The sequence below is a fragment of the bacterium genome (assembly GCA_035307765.1).
GTDB lineage: Bacteria > Sysuimicrobiota > Sysuimicrobiia > Sysuimicrobiales > Segetimicrobiaceae > Segetimicrobium.
Window position 1 is genome coordinate 82,163 of sequence record DATGHU010000026.1, and the last position, 18,438, is coordinate 100,600.

15 protein-coding genes are annotated in these 18,438 nt (G+C 69.2%); all 15 read right to left on the reverse strand.

Translation table 11 applies throughout. The features are described 5' to 3' along the window. Positions 1-30: 30 nt before the first annotated feature. The gene (gene ileS, locus VKV57_08395) at positions 31-3,183 is read right to left on the reverse strand and encodes an isoleucine--tRNA ligase (GenBank protein HLW59929.1); all 3,153 of its coding nucleotides are present in this window, start codon (positions 3,181-3,183) and stop codon (positions 31-33) included. Positions 3,184-3,614: 431 nt separating this feature from the next. Further along, positions 3,615-3,971: a hypothetical protein gene (locus tag VKV57_08400; protein HLW59930.1), complete on the reverse strand. Its 357-nt coding sequence runs from the start codon at positions 3,969-3,971 to the stop codon at positions 3,615-3,617. A gap of 111 nt (positions 3,972-4,082) precedes the next feature. Further along, positions 4,083-5,117, reverse strand: coding sequence for an S-methyl-5-thioribose-1-phosphate isomerase (gene mtnA, locus VKV57_08405; GenBank protein HLW59931.1), 1,035 nt, complete (start codon positions 5,115-5,117; stop codon positions 4,083-4,085). A 51-nt stretch (positions 5,118-5,168) separates the two neighbouring features. Then, positions 5,169-5,573, reverse strand: coding sequence for a cell division protein SepF (locus VKV57_08410; GenBank protein ID HLW59932.1), 405 nt, complete (start codon positions 5,571-5,573; stop codon positions 5,169-5,171). 63 nt (positions 5,574-5,636) lie between these two features. Continuing rightward, on the reverse strand, positions 5,637-6,317 hold the full coding sequence (locus tag VKV57_08415) for a YggS family pyridoxal phosphate-dependent enzyme (GenBank protein ID HLW59933.1): 681 nt from the start codon (positions 6,315-6,317) through the stop codon (positions 5,637-5,639). 141 nt (positions 6,318-6,458) lie between these two features. Continuing rightward, complete coding sequence (pgeF, locus tag VKV57_08420) at positions 6,459-7,244, reverse strand: peptidoglycan editing factor PgeF (protein HLW59934.1); 786 nt, start codon at positions 7,242-7,244, stop codon at positions 6,459-6,461. After that, positions 7,241-8,404, reverse strand: coding sequence for a phosphonate ABC transporter, permease protein PhnE (phnE, locus tag VKV57_08425; GenBank protein HLW59935.1), 1,164 nt, complete (start codon positions 8,402-8,404; stop codon positions 7,241-7,243). Before phnE ends, pgeF begins: the two co-directional genes overlap by 4 nt. Then, positions 8,404-9,225, reverse strand: a complete 822-nt coding sequence (gene phnC, locus VKV57_08430; GenBank protein ID HLW59936.1) for a phosphonate ABC transporter ATP-binding protein — start codon at positions 9,223-9,225, stop codon at positions 8,404-8,406. The genes phnE and phnC overlap by 1 nt, the downstream gene beginning before the upstream one ends. Before the next feature lie 37 nt (positions 9,226-9,262). Next, positions 9,263-10,180 (reverse strand): phosphate/phosphite/phosphonate ABC transporter substrate-binding protein, encoded by a 918-nt coding sequence (locus tag VKV57_08435; protein ID HLW59937.1) that lies wholly within the window; start codon positions 10,178-10,180, stop codon positions 9,263-9,265. Positions 10,181-10,390: 210 nt separating this feature from the next. Next, on the reverse strand, positions 10,391-10,732 hold the full coding sequence (locus VKV57_08440) for a hypothetical protein (GenBank protein ID HLW59938.1): 342 nt from the start codon (positions 10,730-10,732) through the stop codon (positions 10,391-10,393). Beyond that, positions 10,726-14,382: an adenosylcobalamin-dependent ribonucleoside-diphosphate reductase gene (locus tag VKV57_08445; GenBank protein HLW59939.1), complete on the reverse strand. Its 3,657-nt coding sequence runs from the start codon at positions 14,380-14,382 to the stop codon at positions 10,726-10,728. The genes VKV57_08440 and VKV57_08445 overlap by 7 nt, the downstream gene beginning before the upstream one ends. 53 nt (positions 14,383-14,435) lie before the next feature. Beyond that, a complete protein-coding gene (nrdR, locus tag VKV57_08450) occupies positions 14,436-14,960 on the reverse strand; it encodes a transcriptional regulator NrdR (protein HLW59940.1) in 525 nt (174 codons plus the stop codon). Positions 14,961-15,279: 319 nt separating this feature from the next. Next, a complete protein-coding gene (locus tag VKV57_08455; protein HLW59941.1) occupies positions 15,280-16,536 on the reverse strand; it encodes an ABC transporter permease subunit in 1,257 nt (418 codons plus the stop codon). Continuing rightward, positions 16,533-17,294, reverse strand: a complete 762-nt coding sequence (locus tag VKV57_08460; GenBank protein ID HLW59942.1) for an ABC transporter ATP-binding protein — start codon at positions 17,292-17,294, stop codon at positions 16,533-16,535. Before VKV57_08460 ends, VKV57_08455 begins: the two co-directional genes overlap by 4 nt. Next, on the reverse strand, positions 17,285-18,358 hold the full coding sequence (locus VKV57_08465; GenBank protein ID HLW59943.1) for a site-2 protease family protein: 1,074 nt from the start codon (positions 18,356-18,358) through the stop codon (positions 17,285-17,287). Before VKV57_08465 ends, VKV57_08460 begins: the two co-directional genes overlap by 10 nt. Between the last annotated feature and the right edge of the window lie 80 nt (positions 18,359-18,438).

Consider the following 18,438-nt stretch of genomic DNA (forward strand, 5'->3'; position numbering starts at 1 on the left):
GGCGGGGGCAGAGCCCCCGGCGTCACGTCGTTACTGGGCCTGAACGATGCCGACGGTCAGCTCATGCCCATCCAGGCGCACCGACTTCCGGTGAACCTGCGCATCAGCCGACGGCACCCCGGCACGGGCATCGGCGCCCAGGACCTCCCGCAACACATAGTCGCGGTGGCTGCGGAGCACCTCCCCGAGGGCGGCATCCCCTTCGTAGTAGACGGTAATCCGGTCGGCGATCTGAAACCCCGCCTCCTTGCGCAGCTGCTGGATCTGGTGCACCAGCTCGCGCGCCATCCCTTCCCGCACCAGGTCGTCGGTGAGGGCCGTCTCCAGCACCACCCATGCCCCCGCCCCCCCGGCGCCGACCAGCCCGGGGTTCCAGACGACCCGCACATCGACCTCGGTGCGCTCCAGGACGACCTCCTGCCCGCCGGCCAGGGCGAGGCGGAACGGCTCGCGCTCCGGGGTCTCGTCGAGCAGGGCCTCCCCCCGCTCCCGCAGCGCCTCGACGATCGAAGTGATCCGGCCGCCGAATTTGGGGCCCAGCAGGTCGAACCGAGGGCGGACCTCCAACCGGCCCAGCGCCCGGGACGAGTCCGCGAACCGCAGGGTCTTCACGTTGAGCTCGTCGCGGACGTGCTCCGCCAGTTCGGGGTGGCGCTTCAGCACGCCCGACCGGTCGACCACGATCGCGGCCGCCAGGGGCTGGCGGACCCGGATCTTCGCGGCGTTCCGGGCCGACCGCCCGATGGAGATGACTTCGCGGGTCCGCTCGGTCGCCTCCAGCAGCGCAGGATCGTCCCAGGCGGGTTCGACCGCCGGCATCGCGCAGAGGTGCACGCTCTCCGGGGCGCGGTCGTCCACCGCGCGGACCAGGTTTTGATACAGCGCCTCCGCCAGAAACGGCACGAACGGCGCGAGGAGACGACTCAGGGTCACCAGGACGTCGTACAGCGTCTGATAGGCGGCCCGCTTGTCGGCGTCGAGCTCGGACTTCCAATACCGGCGCCGGCCCCGGCGAACGTACCAGAGCGACAGGTCATCGACGAAGCGCTCGATGGTCCGCGCGGCGCCGGGGACGTCGTATCCGTCGAGGCACTCGCGGACGGTCCGGATGACGCGGCCGAGGGACGCCCGCGCCCATCGGTCGAGCACCCCCGGCTCCCCGGCCTCGGCCGCGGCCCCCGGGACGAACCCGTCCAGGTTGGCGTAGGTCACGAAGAAGGCGTAGACGTTCCAGAGGGGGAGGACGAACCGGCGCCGGATCTCGTCCGCCGGGCCGTAGCCAAAGTTCACATTCTGCGACGGGGCCTGAACCGCGTAGAGCCAGCGGACGACGTCGCTGCCCATCCGCTCCGCGGCTTCATTGAACTCGATCATGTTGCCCCAGGACTTGTGCATTTCCCGACCCTGCTCGTCCCGGACCATCGCATGCCCGAGGCAGACCCGGTAGGGCTCGCGGTCTTCCAGCACCGTGCTCATCACCAGCATCGAGTAGAACCAGTTGCGGTACTGCCCGGGAAACGCCTCGGTAATGAAGTCCGCGGGAAACCACTCCCGCCACGACGCGGGATCCCGCCGGTACCCCATCGTGGAGTACGGCACGATCCCGGCGTCGAGCCAGGGATTTCCCACGTCGAGGATCCGCGACGTCGGCGCCCCGCACCGCGGACATCGGATCTTCACCGCGTCCACCCAGGGCCGGTGCGGGGTGTGGCCCTGAAACTCCTCCCACCCCTCGACCGCGCGCTGGCGCAGCTCCTCCTCGCCGCCGATCACCTCGAAGGTCCGGCAGGCCCGGCACTCCCAGATCGGCAGCGCCAGCCCCCAATACCGCTTCTTGCTGATCATCCAGTCGTGCATGTTGCGGAGCCAGTCCAGTTCGCGCTCCAGGCCGAACTCGGGGATCCAGCGGATCTTCTCCGTGACCGCGATCATGGGGGCGCGCAGCGGGTCCATGGCCAGAAACCACTCGTCGACCAGGCGGAAGACCAACTCGCTGCCGCACCGCCAACACATCGGGTAGCGGTGCGTGTACTCCTCCGCCTTGTACAGAAAGCCCCGGCGCTCCAGGTCCTCCCGGATCGGCGCCGCCACATCGTAGACATGCCGTCCGGCCAACCACCCAAACGGCTCGGTGAAGACGCCAAACTCGTCGATCGGGGCCAGCACGGGAAGGCCGTGCTGCTTCCCCAGCGCGAAGTCCTCGGCGCCGCAGCCGGGGGCGATGTGAACGAGCCCGGTCCCTTCCGCCGCGCTGACCTCCGGCCAGGGGACGACCCGGTGCTCGACGCCCCGCTGCGCCGGTAGGTCGTCGAACGGCCCGGTGTAGGTCCACCCGACGAGGGCCGCCCCGGGCAGCTCCTCGCGGACCCGGTGGCCGCCGCGCAGCACGTCCAGACGGTCCTTCACGAGGTAGTAGGTGTCTCCCCCCTGCTCCGCGCGCACGTAGGTCAGTTCGGGATTCACCGCCACCGCCACGTTGCTGGTCAGGGTCCAGGGGGTGGTCGTCCACACCAGCAGGTACGCTCCCGGCTGGCCCGAGAGCGGCAGCCGCACGGTCAGGCTGGTGTGGGTGACCTCCTGGTAGCCCTCGGTGACGATCTCGTGTTCGGACAGCCCGGTGCTGCACCGAGGGCACCAGGGCATGACGTCGTGGCCTTTGTAGAGAAGCCCGCGCTCCCAGCACCGCTTCAGGAACATCCAGATGGAGTAGTTGTTCTCGTCGGACATCGTAAAGTACGAGTGGTCCCAGTCCATCCAGTAGCCGAGCCGCAGCGACTGCTGCGTCTGGATCCCAGCGTAGTGGAGGACGCGGGCCTTGCAGCGCTCGACGAACTCCGCGATGCCGTAGCGTTCGATGTCGCGCTTGCTCTTGAAGCCGAGCTCCTTCTCGACCTCGACCTCTACCCAGAGCCCCTGGCAGTCGAAGCCGTTCTGATACCGCTGGCGGTGGCCGAGCATCGTGTGGTAGCGGCAGAAGAGATCTTTGTAGGATCGCCCCCAGGCGTGGTGCACGCCCATGGGGTTGTTGGCGGTGATGGGGCCGTCGAGGAACGACCAGCGCACGGCGGAGGAGGCGTTCCGGGCGAGGTACTTCGGGAGGATCCCGTGCTGCTGCCACCACGCCAGCAGCGCCCGCTCCTGGGCGGGGAAGTCGACGCGGGTGTCCACTGGCTGAAACGGCATCCCGATCCTCCGCAACAAAAAAGCCCGCCCGGCTGAGAGGCGGTCCATCCTTGGCGCCAGGGTGGAGCGATCGGCGCAGCACACGACTGCGACGCGCCGTCGCGTTCCAGTTCTGGGCGATTCTAGCACACCCGCCCGAGAGCGTCAACGGCGATGCGTTTGGCCTCGCGCCCTCATCCCCCGCATCACTCGGGGGGTGTCCGGCACGAAGGGGACCCGCAGCCCGACCACCGGGGGCCCCGGACCCGCGCCGCAGCCCAGACCGGATGTGCGATCCCGGCGCGCTCCGACGTGGGGAGAGCGTCGTCCGTCGGGGCGAGACTCGCACGCCGCCGTCGGTGGGGGCGCCGGATGCCCGATGAAAGGCTGCGGGGGCCCGGCCGGTGCCCCCGGCCCGCCCCCGCGCCCTCCGCCTCAGGCGATGCGGTCACTCAGCGCGAGCAGGGGTGTGCGTCCGAGAACACCATCATCGTATCCACCGCGCTGTTGTTCGGCCCGATCCGAGTCGCCGCATCATCGTTCAGGCGGCGGAGGGCCCAGCCGGTCAGAGTGGAGAGCTTGTCGGTGTTGGGATCCATGCACAACAGCGTATCGTGGATCTCGGCGGAGGAGTCCTTCGACGACTCCAGCTGCGCGAGGGCATCGTGCACCCCGGCGATGTACCCGCGCTGGAACAGCGTCGGCATGTTGATCAACTCCCCGGTGGAGTAGTACTGGTCGGTCAGCGCGGCAAACGCAGGGACGGCAACGACCAGCACGAGTCCACAGATCATGAGACCTCTCTTCATCTCCCACCTCCGTCGGTGACCAGCAAGGAGCGAACGATCCACCCCCCTCTGTTCCCCCAATCGGAGGCGGGTAGACCGGTCGCGGCTGACCCGGGAGATGGCGGGAGGATCTCAGCGCATCGCGCGGCGGAGGCCGTCCGGGTACGGCGGACGGATCACCCCCGCCTCGGTGACGATCGCCGTGATCAGCTGGTGCGGCGTCACGTCGAACGCGGGGTTGCGTACGGCGATCTCGGCCGGGGCGACGCGGACGCTCCCGACGTTTCGGATTTCCTCCGGCCGCCGCTCCTCGATCGGAATGTCGTCGCCGGCGGGGGTGGCGAGGTCCACGGTGCTGAGCGGCGCGGCGACGTAAAACGGGATGTGATGCGCACCCGCCAGCACCGCCAGCGTGTACGTCCCGACCTTGTTCGCCACGTCCCCGTTCGCGGCGATTCGGTCCGCGCCGACGATCACCGCGTCCACGCCGCTCCCGCGCATCAGGGCACCGGCGGCGTTGTCGGTGATCAACGTTGCCGGGATCCCGGCGCGGAGCAGCTCCCACGCGGTGAGCCTGGCACCCTGCAGGACCGGGCGCGTCTCGCAGGCGATCACGGAGATCCCCAGTCCCTGGTCGTGGGCACACCGGAGAACACCGAAGGCCGTGCCGTATCCGGCGGTGGCGAGCATGCCGGTGTTGCAGTAGGTGAGCACCCGGGCGCCGCTGCGCAGCAGCGCCGCGCCATGCGCTCCGATCCGGCGGTTGGTCTCGACGTCGTCGCGCGCCAGCGCCTCCGCGGCCTCAAGGAGCCGGCGCGGAAGCGCCGTCCCATCGGGCGAGCCCTCCGCGACCGCCAGCATGCGGTCCAGCGCCCAGCCCAGGTTGACCGCGGTGGGGCGGGTGGCGCGCAGGCCGACCGCGGCGCGGCCGACCGCGGCGCGGCTCTCCGCGAGCGGACGCCCGGCGCACGCCTGCGCGGCCAGCGCGAGGCCGTAGGCGGCGGCGATGCCGATCGCCGGGGCGCCCCGCACCCGGAGCACCCGGATCGCCTCCGCGACCTCCTCCCACGTCGTGCAGCGAACGGTCCGCGCCTCGTGCGGCAACCCCGTCTGGTCGAGGAGGCACAGCGCGCCGTCCTCCCACCACAGCGGCGCGTCGGCGCGCATTACCACGGCGGGGCCGACGCGGCCCCCGGCCGGCGGGGGGAGCGGCCCGGCTCAGTCGATGGGGAACAGCGAGCCCGACACCGCCTCCTCGCGAGCCTGCTCCGCGGTGATGAACACCTGGCGCGGTGTGAAGAGGAAGATCTCATCGCCCACGCGCTGCATGTGTCCGTCCAGCGCATACGTCACCCCGCTGAGAAAATCGACGACGCGCTTGCCGAGGTCTCGGTCGGCGGCCCGGAGGTTGATCACGATCGGGCGGTTGGTCTTCAGGTAATCGGCCGCCGTCTGGGCCTCGTCGTACGCTCCAGGCTCCAGGACCACGATCTCCATGGTGCGCTGGGTGTGCAGGCTGAACACGGGGGCTCTGGGGGCGGCGGCGTCGCGGGGGAGCCCACCGCGCGCGTCCTCGTCTTCAAATCCCAGAAAGTTCCACATCCGCTGCATGATCCGGCTCATCGTCTGTGCCTCCGTCGGTGCTGCGTCTGCTGCTGCGATCGGTGCTGGGTCGTTTTCGGTTGCTCAGGCAAACAATGCTCGGCCGACACGGATCATCGTCGCGCCTTCTTCGATCGCCACCTCGAAATCGTTCGTCATCCCCATCGACAGCTCGTCCAGTCCACAGTCGGGCAACGCCTCGCGGATCCGGTCGCGCAACTCCCGCAGCTGCCGGAAAAACGGACGCGCCGCCTCGGCCGTCTCGACGAGTGGGGCCATCCCCATCATCCCCCGCAGCCGCAGCCCCGGGAGCCGCATCACCCGCGAGACCAGCCCCTCGGCCTCCCCCGGGGCGATGCCGTGCTTCTGGGACTCCCCGGAGATATTCACCTCGATCAGGACCCCGACCGGGTCACCGCCCCGCTGCGCGCCTCGGCGGCTGATCTCCTCCGCCAGTTCGAGCGAATCGACGGAATGGATCGCCTGAAACAGCCGGAGCGCGTCCTTCACCTTGTTGCGCTGCAGGCCGCCGATCAGGTGCCAGGACACCCCACCCCCGACCTCGGGGACCTTGGCCCGCGCCTCCTGGACCCGATTCTCCCCCAGCACGCGCAGCCCGCAGGCCACGGCCTCGCGGATCCGGTCCACGCCGACCGTCTTCGTCACCGCGATCAACTGCACGCCCTCGGGACGCCGGCCACAGCGCTGTACCGCCTCGGCGATCCTCGCGCGAACCCGCGCGACATTGGCCCCGATCTCCGCCATCGCTCCCCACCCCGGCGCGCCGGCCGGGCATGGTGCGGGGCCGACCCCCTCCCGCGCCGCCATCGGCGCGGGGGCGCCAGAGGGCGGTGTTTATTCGACAGCAGGGGGTCCAGGTCCTTGCCCGAGACCCCCGCCCCCCGATCAGCGATCGGAGAGGAGGCTCAGGCAGGCGGCCATCCTCCCCGTGACCCCATCGCGGCGGTGCGAGAAGAAAAGGTCCGGGCGGCACGCGGTGCAGAACGCCATCGTGATCGCCCGGGCGTCGGGCACCCCGCACGCCAGCACCTGGAACCGGATCGCGGTCTTGAGGTCGAGGCGCCAGCGGTCCGGCCCCGTCGGGCGCGCCGCGGCGCCCCACCACGGGGCCCCTGCCATCGCGCGCCCCACGGGGGCATCGACCTCGTAACAGCACCCCCCGATCGCCGGCCCCAGCACGACCGTGCAGTCCGCCGGGGTCGTCCCGAATGCCTCGCGCATCCGGCCGAAGACGCGGGGCACGATCGCCGCCGCGGTCCCGCGCCACCCGGCGTGCACCGCGGCGATCGCCGGCGTCCGCTCGTCCAGGATGAGAACGGGCACGCAGTCCGCGGCGTAGACGGCAAGCCACACCCCCGGATCCGCCGTGATCAGGGCGTCCGCGCCGCGAATCGGCGCGCCCCCGGGGCGCCCGTCCCCGCTCCGGCCGACGGCCGCGACCAGGCTGCCGTGCACCTGCTCCGCTTCGGCGAGCGTCCCGGAGGTGATCCCCAACGCCTCGGCGACCCTCGCGCGGTTCGCGGTCACGGCCTCCGGGAGATCGCCCACGGTGTAGCCGAGGTTGAGGCTGTGGTAAGCGCCCGCGCTCACCCCGCCGTGTCGGGTGGAGAACGCCGCGCGGACGAGCCCGGTGGCCTCCAGGGGGACGGCGGGGATGAGGCCGGCGGTCATACGATCCGCTGGCGGACCACCGCGCTCGCGTAGTCGAGCACCACCACGACGATGGCGATCATCCACAACGCGGTGGCGGCCTGGCGCCATTGGAGCAGGTTGATGTACTGCTGGAGGACAAACCCGATCCCGCCGCCGCCGACGAATCCGATGACGGTGCTGAACCGAACGTTGATGTCCCAGCGGTAGATCGTGAACGCGATGAACTGCGGGATGATCTGCGGCACCACCGCGTACCGGACCACCTGCAGCCCGCTCGCCCCCGTGGCGGTGATCGCCTCGATTGGACCGGTGTCGATGCTCTCGATCGCCTCCGAGTAGAGCTTCCCCAGCGCCGCGATGCTGTGCACGCCGAGCGCCAGCACCCCGGCGAACGGGCCCAGGCCCACCCAGACCGTGAAGATGATCGCCAGCACCAGGGCTTCGATCGACCGGGTGAGGTTGAAGAACGTCCGGGTCAGCGCGTAGACCAGCGCGCCGGCCGGCACGTGGGCGGTGAGGTTCTTGGCTCCCAGGAACGAGAGGGGAACGGCAAACAGCACGCCCATCGTCGTGCCCATCAGGGCGAGGAAGATTGTCTCCACCATCCGGTCGATCACGGTGAGGAGCGTCTGGCTCGGATGGAGCCCCCCGGTCCCGATCACCACCTCCGCCGTCACCGTGTTCTGGGTCCCCTGCACCTCCGGGGCCGTGAACGCAAACGTGAACCGCCCCCCGGCGTCGGTGGTAAACGCCCCCAACTGCTGGCGCTGGCCGATCTGATTCTCCCACCACAGCATCCCCGGACGGTTCGGGGCGAACCCCTCACCGGTCGCGGTCACCCGATCTCCGATCGCCCCCCGGATCTCGGACAGGACGAGGCGCGCCCCGGCGGCGGCCGGCGGGGAGGGTGCCTCCCCTCCATAGAGAAAGGGCGAGGTCCCGATCTGCAACTGCCGATCGCGCTCCAGGACGTCGGGAGAGGCCAGCGCGGTCGCAAACGGCCCGACGAGGTAGGCGCCGCGCCAGAGCTCGCCCAGCCGGATCTGCGTGACCCGCCACCCGTAGGCATACGTGAGCACGGTGATGACGACGAAAAGGTAGAACCACCACGACCGGTACCACGCCTGGGGCTGCCAGCGGTCGCCCGACGCGCCCCGATCGGGCTTCGTGGCGGCCATCAGGTGATCTCCACTTCCACCGCATCCTCGCCGTAGATCGCCCGAAAGCGCGCCTCGTCGATGTCGTGGGGGAGGCCGTCGAACACCATCTGCCCGCCCTTCAGCGCGATGATCCGGGTGCCGTAGCGGCGCGCCAGGCTGAGGAAGTGCAGGCTGCACAGGACGGTGATGCCGTCTTTCTTGTTCAGCTCCTCGATGTACCGCAGCACGGAGTGCGACGTTGCCGGATCAAGGCTCGCCACCGGCTCGTCGGCCAGGATCAGTTCCGGCTCCTGCATCAGCGCGCGCGCGATCCCGACCCGCTGCTGCTGCCCCCCGGAGAGCGCGTCGGCCCGAGCGCGGGCCCGCTGCAGAATCCCCACGCGCTCCAGGTTGGCCGCCGCCCGTTGACCGAGGGCGGGGGGAAAATAGTTGGCGAGCGCCCACGCCGGCGGGACGTAGCCCAGCCGCCCCGCCAGGACGTTGGTGAACACCGAGGCGCGGCGGACCAGGTTGAACTGCTGAAAGATCATGCCGATCTTCCGCCGGATCTCCCGCAACTCATGGCCGGAGGCGGCCGTCACGTCCCGGCCCTGGAAGGTGATCCGCCCCGACGTGGGGTCGATCAGGCGGTTGATGCACCGCAGCAGCGTGGATTTGCCCGACCCGGACAGGCCGATGATAACGAGGAACTCGCCGCGGGCGACGTCAAAACTGACATCCGACAGCGCAACGGTGCCGTCGCCGTACACCTTCGTCAGGTGCTCGATCCGCAGGACGGGCTCGCTCACCACCGCCCCCCCGCCGTCGCCCGCGAACGCGTCCCGCCCGCGCGCCGGCATCGCGGGATCGGGGGGATCCCGGGCGCGTGAGCGATCTCTACTCGGTCACGCCCGCGTACTTCTGGACATCCCGGACGACGTTGAAGAACGCGTCCAAATTCGGCACCGAGACGTGGTACTTGGTGACCAGGAGGTGATAATCGGCGAGCGCTTCGATCTCGTACAGCGACTTCAACGCCTCCAGCCCGGCCGGCTGCTGCGAGAACAGGAGGAGGGCGTTCGTCACCCGATCCTTCACGTCGGCGGGCAGGTCCTTTCGGAAGCTGACGGTGTCGTTGGGGATGGGATCGGACTTCCAGATCACCTTCACCTTCTGCATCACGTCCGGCAGGGTCTTCTGCACGGTTGCCCGCGCGTCCTCAAACACCGCCCCCGCGTCCACCCGCCCCTGGTAGACGGCGAGCACGACGTTGTTGTGCGAGCCGGCGAAGACGCTCTGGCCGAAGAACTTGTCCGGGTCGTACCCGGCCTTCTTTAGGCCCGCCTTCGGGAACAGGAATCCGGACGTGCTCGCCGGGTCCACGAAGGCGAACCGCTTTCCCTTCAGATCGGCCAGCGAGTTGATCCCCGAGCTCGCCTGCGTGATGATCTCCGCCCGGTAATAGGGGAGGCCGAAGCGCACCGTCACCAAGCGCACCTCGACGCCGTACTTCTGATGGGCGAGGACGTACGAGAACGTATTCAGCCAGCCGACGTCGGCGCGTCCGGCTCCCATCGCCTCGATCACCCCGGCGTAACTCGTCGCCACGAACGATTCGAAGCGATACCCCGTAGCGATCTCGAGGAGGTGGGCGATCCGGTTGCCGTTCTCGAGGATCGTCCGCGCCTCGCCGGAGGGCACGAACGCCATCACCAGCTTCGTCTCCGCCGGCGCCGGGGCGACCGGGGCGGACGCGAGCGCCGCGAAGGACAGGACCGCGGCGAACCCCAGAGCGACCAGCCGTCGAGTTGTCACTGAGGGCCTCCCCCAAGAGCGTGTGCGCCGTACTTTCTTGTGGCTCTCCGGTTTCTCCTCCCCCCTGCGCGCGGGATCGACGGCACCGGCCACGGGATCGCGCAGGCTCTGGGTACGCACGGGGTCAGCTCGTGGTGGAGGCCCGCCGCCCGCGGCGGGCGCGGTGGTCTGCGACGTCCCGCGCGGCGCGCCGGAGTGCGGGCGGACGGCTCAGGCGACCTGGCGGTGACCGCGCGCCCGGGTCTTCGTCTCCGCCGGCGCCGGGGGCGCCTGGAGCGGAAATGGCGCCGAGGCGAGTTCGTGCCGCCGCGCCTCCCACAGCCGGTCCAGCTCGCGGACGATCTCCACCAGCCGGGCCCGGATCTCCCGGGGGAGGGGATGACCCGAGCCCTGCTGGTAGAGCATCAAGCGCTCCTCTGAAAGTCGGTTGATCAGGTCCCCGGTGGTCGGCGGAGGGGCGGCGAACGATCCGCCGTTCCCCCGCGCCGGGGCGCTCGCCTTGCGCTTCGTCGCCACCGGTCCCCCGGGCCCCCGGCCCGCCCGCCTCAGCACCGCGAGTATCCGCAGGACCGACAAGAACTGCAGCCATTCTCATGGATCAGCGAATTGCCGCAGTCCGGGCACACGCCGGCGAAGGTGAGCAGCGGTTGCTGAATCTCCGCCTGGGTCGATCGCCCCGCCGCCTCGACGGCGAGCTCGACCGGCCCGTCGGCCCCGCCGCCGTTTGTGTGCCCGTTGGAGGACCGGGGCTCGGGGAGCCGATCGGCCATCGGGAAGACGAGATCCGGACGGAAGCCGGGCCCGTAGAGCGCCCGCCCGACGGCCAGGGCCACGCCCTGGGCGACGGTGGTGACCCGCACGATCGTGCCGTCCCCCGACCGGTCGATCGCCACCTCCCGGGATTGGACGCGCCACAGCTGTTCGATCACGTCGCGCGGATCGGCGCCGGTGCGCAGCGCCAGCGAGGCCATCCGGCCGATCGCATCGGCCTCGACGTCGAGCGACTGCACGAACACCTCACATACCCCCCGGTCGTCCTCGTTGATCGTGACGTAGATCCGCCCGCGCGGAGTTTCGATCCGCTCCGTCCGCCCCGTGGTCACTTTCGGCCGGGGTCGCTTCGGACGCGGTTCCCAGACGGGCGGCGGTCCGGCCAGGGCCGCCGGCGCACCCTTCTCCTCGGCCTGCGGCGCGGCGGTGCCGTGGGTGCCTTCGGAGGCCTCCAGGGACCGCTTCGTCCCGGCGGTCAGGATGTTCTCGCGAGAGTTGGCGCGGTACACCGTGATCCCCTTGCACCCCATCTTCCAGGCGAGCAGGTAGATCTTGGCCACATCCTCCTCGCCGGTGTCGGCCGCGCAGTTGACGGTGGACGAGATCGAGTGATCGATGTGCTTCTGGATCGCCGCCTGCATCTGCACCCGCACCTCGGGCGTGATCTGGTGGGCGGTGACGAAGAAACCGGGGAGATCGTCTTCGCTGGCGACGCCGAACCGCTCCATATAGGCCCTGACCAGCGGGTGATAGACCGCGAAGGTCTCCTGCGAGAGCGACTCGCTCCGGCGGGTGTATCCCAGATCGAAGATCGGCTCGACGCCGCTGGTCGTGCCCGCCAGGACCGCCCCGCTGCCGACCGGGGGAACGGTGAGGAGGGCGACGTTGCGCAGTCCGTGCTCGCGGATCCGCGCCTGCACCGCCGGCTCCAGGGTCTGCAGGAACCGGCCCCGCAGATGCCGCTCCGCGTCGTACCCCGGGAACACACCCTTCTCCTCGCCGAGGGTGACGCTCTCGTCGTAGACGATATTCTTGATCCGGTCGAACAGCCGGTCCACGAACGCGACCGCGTCCTCGGTGTCGTACTTGAGGCGGAGCTTGCACAACAGATCCCCCAGGCCGGTGAACCCAACCCCAATGCGCCGAGAATAGAGGCTGGCCGCACGCTGTTCGGGGAGCGGATGCTTATCGGCGTTGTAGTCGAGTATGTTGTCGAGGAAGCGTGTGGCGAGGCGAAGGGCCCGTTCAAGGTGAGGCCAGTCCACCTGGGCCTGGGGGGAAAACTCATCGGTGACAAACGCGGCCAGGGACACGTTTCCCAGGCAGCAGCAGCCATACGGTTCAAGCGGGATCTCGCTGCAGGGATTGGTCGTGATGACGTTCATCCCGTTGTATTCGGACGTGCTCCACCGCTTGATCGTGTCCCAAAAGATGACCCCGGGCTCCGCGAAGTTCCGGGCCCCCTGGATCAGTTCCGCCCACACCTCTCGGGCGCTGACCGTCCGGCGGATCGCCGCCCGATCGTTCTCAAAGTACAGCTCCCACGGCGCGTCGGCTTCGACCGCGCGCATGAAGTCGTCGCTGATGCGCACGCTGATGTTCGCGTACCGGACCCGGCTGAGGTTCCGCTTGATCTTCGTGAACTCGAGGACGTCGGGATGGTGGTCGGCGATCGTGATCATCAGCGCGCCCCGCCGGCCGCTCTGGCCGATCGTCCCGGTGGTGAGCGACATCAGCTCCATGAACGAGGTCGACCCGGTGCTGGTCCGCGCCGCGTTGTTCACCGGCGCGCCCGCCGGCCGGAGGACGCTGATGTCGCCCCCCACGCCGCCGCCGAGTGAGTACGTGCGGGCGGCCTCCTTCATCCACTGGAAGATAGACTCGATCGAGTCGTCCTTGATCGGCAGCACGTAGCAATTATGAGCGACGGCGAACTCGGCGACGAAGGAATGGTCCCCCTCCACGGTCAGGTCATACACCGTCTCCCCGCTGGGGGGGGTCCACCCGCACTCCTTCACCTTCACGTACAGATCGCCGTCCACCACCTTATAAAAGAAGTTCTGCGGAACCTCGGCGAGGACCGCGTCGTGATCCCACTTGCCTTCGAGCCACGCGCGAATCGCCTCCACGTAGCGTTGCGTCCCAACGTTGATCCACAGACCCCGGTGCCGGGTGTACCGGAGGATCCCTTCCCAACGGATCGAGGCCACCACGCCCAGCCGCAGCAGGATGGCGAACACCTGCCGCACTAGGTCCGGGTTCGCCAGGAAGATTTTCATGCTGGTATCGCGAATGACGCCGTCGCCCGAGAACAGGCCCGCGATGAACGCCTTCTGCACCACCTTCCCGACCGTGAGAAACCACGCCGGCAGGCGTTTGTCATGGGCGTGGAAGGCTCCGCCAAAGAAATTCTTCATGAACTCAACCATCAGTTTGCTGTGCACGTAGACTCGCAGCCAGTGTCCTTCCTGGCCTTCACGCCGCTGGATGGCGGCCTCCACGCCGAACAACTGCTGGGTGAGGGTACAGATGGCTTCAGCGTAGGGTTCGTCGTCCTTGCTGAACGTGAAGTACACGCTGTTCTCGGTCACGCCGCCCTCGGCCATGAAGAACCCCAGCCAGAGACCAAACCGCTCGTCCAGAGGAACTTTGCGGCAAACCCTCCTGCTCTCGGCGCGCCCGCGGGCCCCCTGACCGCCGACGTAGGCCGTGATCGTGAAGAGCTTTCCCACTTCGTCTTCGATCGCGGCGGCACTCACATACTCCGCGAGATCGAGTTCCCGCACCGGCACGGTTTCGTCGATTCGACCAACTTTCACGTAATGCACGGGCGTGAGCTTCTGCGCCTCCACCCAATCCACACGCAACCCGTCGAAGGCCAGAAATCGGTGCTCCTTCGTCACCGAGATCTGCCGGTCGCCGAGGTACCAAAGTCGAACGGTCCGCAGCGGCTCTGCGATTTCTCGGTGCATCGTCTGTGTGACCTTGCGGAAACGGTTCCGGTGCGTCAGGACCTCTTCGCCCGCCTGGATCTCCTCGATCGTCTTGAATCCCTCTCGGGAGATCACACGGGTGCCCGCCGGAAAACAGTTCAGCGCGGTGACGCGTTTGGGGTTGCCCACCGCGTGCATGATCCGACCGCCGGGGATGAACCGAAAATCCTCCATCAGCCAGTAGAACTCCCGAGCGAACCGCTCCCGCGCCTCGGGCGTCGGCTCCACGCTCGCCACGCCGCGGGCCACGCGCTCCCACATCTCGACCGGGGTGAGCTCCAGGATCTGCCCATCGCGGTCGCGCAGCGCGTACTTGTCGATGAAGACGCGCGCGCGCAGCTCGTCCCCCCCGAAGAACTCCAGGGTCTCCTGCGGCAGCGGTGCGGGGGCGGCGGGCCCCTCTTTGGCTGCGGCGGCGGGCTCGGATGTCAGTGCCATCGGCGTCCTCCGGGAGAAGCAGATAGTGGAGACGAATGCGGCACGATCGTGGATTAATTCCGCTCGGGATCGGGTGGAGTGACTGGGATCAGCGCGATCTGCGGCGCCAGCTCCGCCTCGCGCTGCTTGCGGGCCTTTAGGCGCTGGATCTCATCCATCAGGCGGTCCACATCGGCCACCCGACGGTACACCGACGCGAACCGCACGTAGGCGACGTCGTCCATGTGGCGGAGCCGTTCGATCACCTGGTCCCCGATCACCCGGCTCGTGACATCCGCGACCCCGCGCTCCTGCAGCGCCCGCTCGATCTGCTCCGCCACGCGCTCCAAGGTCTCTCGGGTCACCGGCCGGCCCTCGCAGGCCCGGACCATCCCGGTGAGGATCTTGGTCCGATCGAAGTCCTCGCGCCGCCCGTCCCGCTTGACGACGTGCAGCGCGGCCCGCTCCACCCGTTCGAATGTGGTGAACCGCCGCCGGCATACCGGGCATTCTCGCCGCCGCCGGATCCCTGCCCCGTCTTCGATCGCCCTGGAGTCCAGGACTTTGCTGTCGGTCCAGCTGCAGTACGGACACCGCACGGATGTTTGCCTCACCGTCTACATCTAGAAGTAGAGGGATCATAACACACAAGATATAGTGTCTCAAGGGGGAAAACCTTCGCTGCCGCCTCAAAGTGAGGCGTGGCACCCCGGGTTCCGGGGCCGCAGGGCTCCCGCCGCCCTTTCTATCGGTCGCAAGACCCCGTTCCCTCATTCGACCGGATGGGCCACACATTGAGGTCGGCAGGGGCGTCCCGGCCGGGGGTGGGTCGTCCGGGTTGGGGGCTCGGCCTCGGGAGGTGGCTCCCCCCCCCTGAACGCGGGCCCTGGGATCCAGGGACGCGGAAGCGGCCGGGCCCTAGGTCCTGAAGATCACGCTCTCGCGGCTGAAGAGCGCGATCGCGAGCTCCAGGACGAGCGCGGCGTAGAACATGCTGGAGATGCACGTCAGCAGCAGGTGGCCCCAGTTGACCGTGCCCAGCAGCAGTTCGCGGAAGGCGAAGAAGGTGTTCAGGACGGGGAGGAGATAGATCCACGCCCGCCCCTGCATCTCGCTGATGAACTGCACCGCCAGCGCCGGCATCACGATCACGAAGTAGAGCGGGGTGACGTACTGCTGCGCCTCACGCGGCGACCGGGCATAGATGCTGACGGCGAGCTGCACCGCGCTGACCAGCGCCGCGAAGAGCAGGGCGACGACGAGCACCACCGCCCCGGTCCCCAGGGGCAGGCTGACGTTCAGCTGCCGCGCCGCCGGCAGCAGGACCGGATATCCCCACCGCAGGCTCAGCATCATGGAGATGACGACGATGATCACCGCCCCCATCGACGCGGTCAACACCGTCAGGAACTTCCCCAGCACGATCGCCTCCCGGCTGGGGGGGGTGACGAGCAGCGACTCCAGGGTGCCCCGCTCCTTCTCGCCGGCCGCCAGGTCCACCGCCACCGACATCCCGCCGACCACGGCGAGCATCGCCATGAAAAACGGCAGGACGCCGGCCAGCAGCAGCCCGGACAGCTGCCGCTGGGTCGCCACGCTGTGCTCGTCCAGCACCACGGGCAGCAGGTCGGCCGGGTTCAGGCGGCGCGCCAGCAGGCGCCGGGCGACCACCTGCTGGCTGTAGCGCGAGAGCAGGGACACGACCTTGTCCCGGGCGACCTGGCTTTCGGAATCGCTCGCGTCGTACTGGATGTCGACGTGGACCTGCCCGTCCCGGGCGATGATCGCCTCCATCTTGGGCGGGACCCGGACGACCGCCAGCACCCGGCGCTCGCGCAGCGCCTTGACCGGGTCGGCGGCGCGCACGGGGTGGATCAGTTTCGTCGTGTAGGCCATGTGGATCAGGCCCGCGGCCTGCCCCACGATCGCCACCGTCGGGGTGGTCGTGGTCAGCGCGCGCTGCTGACGCTGCTGCAGGTAGGGGATCCCCAACGTCGCCAGCGGCATCACGAACGCCGGCAGCAGCACCATCACCAGCAAGGTCCGGCGGTCCCGTAGCGCCTCCAGCAGCTCCTTGGCAAAGACCGCCCGCACCGACGGCCACATCGGCGCGGGGGAGGGCTCCGCCGGGCCGCCCCGCCCCCGCCGCAGCCGGCCGAGGATTCGGCGCATCATCGGACGGTGTCCTCCACCAGTTGGACGAAGATCTCCTCCAACCCGAGCCCCGTCTTGGCCTTCAACTCCCCCAGCCGGCCCTCGGCCTGGATCTTGCCGGCGGCGATGATCGCCACCCGATCGCAGAGCTTCTCCGCCTCGTCCATGACGTGGGTGGACATGATGACGCAGCGGCCGTCCCGCTTGAAGCGCTCAACGAACTCGCGCACCGACCGGGCGGAGATGACGTCCAGCCCGGAGGTCGGCTCGTCGAGGAAGACGACCGGCGGATCGTGCACGAGCGCCCGGGCGATGTTCACCTTCTGCTTCATCCCCTTGCTGAACGTATCGGTGATCCGGTCGATGTGCGGGGTCATCTCCAGCGCCTCGAAGATCGCCTCCACCCGCGCCTCCAGCACCTCGGACTCGACGCCGTAGAGTTGGCCGGAGTACCGGACCGCCTCCCGCGCGGTGAGCCGCCCGTAGACCCCGGTGTTCTCGGGGAGCACGCCGATCACGCCGCGCACCGCGGCGGGGTCCAGCCGCACGTCGTGCCCGGCGACCCGCGCCGTCCCCGAGGTCGGCCGCAGAATCGTCGTCAGCATGCGGATCGTCGTGGTCTTGCCCGCGCCGTTCGGGCCGAGGAGCCCGAAGACTTCGCCGGCGAAGCACCGAAACGAAACCCCGCGGACAGCGTGGAAGCTGCGGAAGCGCTTCTGGAGGTCCTCGGCTTCCACCAGCACGGCCGGCTCGCCCGTCGACCCCGCCCCTACGGACATGAGAACGTCACCGGGACGGCGCTGAGCGCAAAGATCACGACGACCGCCCCGGCCAGCAGGAGGTGCCGCGTCGTCAGCGGCGAGCAGTCGTCGAGCGGGCCGGGGTGCCCGCGCCGCGCCAGGAACAGGATCAGGGCCCCCATCAGGTAGTAGCGAAAGTACACCGCGATCCCGGCGGCGGCGAGGGAAATGGGCAGGTGCGCGCGCGCGCCGAACAGCGCGCGCACCACGTGCCCGCCGTCGAGCATCCCGCCGGGGAGCAGGTTGATCGCCGTGACGAGCAGGCCGATCCACCCCGCAAACAGGACGGGATGGATGAACACCTCCGCGGAGGGGGCGGGGTGGAGGATCCAGGAGATGAGAAAATCGACCAGCCGCGGGGTGGGGAGACAAGTGTGCACCAGGGCGGCGCCCCCCGCGACCACCGAGGAGTGCGCCACCCCGTAGATCAGCACGGGGATCGCGGCGATGAACCCGGCGATCGGCCCCGAGGCGCCGAGCTCCACCAACGCGTCCCGGTTCGGCGCCGGAGCGCGGGTGAAGATGATCGCCCCCATCGTCCCGATGGCGAACCCCGGGATCAGCGGCGGGAGCGGGATGAAGTACGGCAGGCTGGCGTCGATCCCCCGCCAGATCGATACGAGCTTGTGGCCCATCTCGTGGCAGAAGAGGATCCCCATCAGCGACAGCGAAAACGCCAGCCCCGACGTCACGGGGTTGAGGTGCTGGCCCGGCAGGCCCCCCTGCGCGTTGAGCAGCCCGGCGAAGAACGTGCTCAGCAGCGTGGCGGCAAACAGCGCCACCGGCAGGGACCACTGCACGCGGGTGGCGGGAGGTTTCGGGCTGAGCATCACCACCGTGTTCCCGCCGCGGCGCCGCAGCAGCGGAAGAACGTCGAGCGGCTCCAGGTCCCGTTTGAGCCGGAGAAACCTGGCCTTGTCGTCGGCCCCGGGGATGATGGTGAAGATCGGCCGACCCTGATCGACCCCGAAGTCCTGCACCGGGAACGCCGAGGCGACCGCGTCGTGAATGGCCGCGAAGCGGCTCTGGGCATCCGTCGCCATAGTCTCTAGCCTACCATCCGCGCGGGAGATTGGAAGAGGCGCGGCGAGGCGGAGCCCCGCCCTGTGCGCGGCACGGGCCC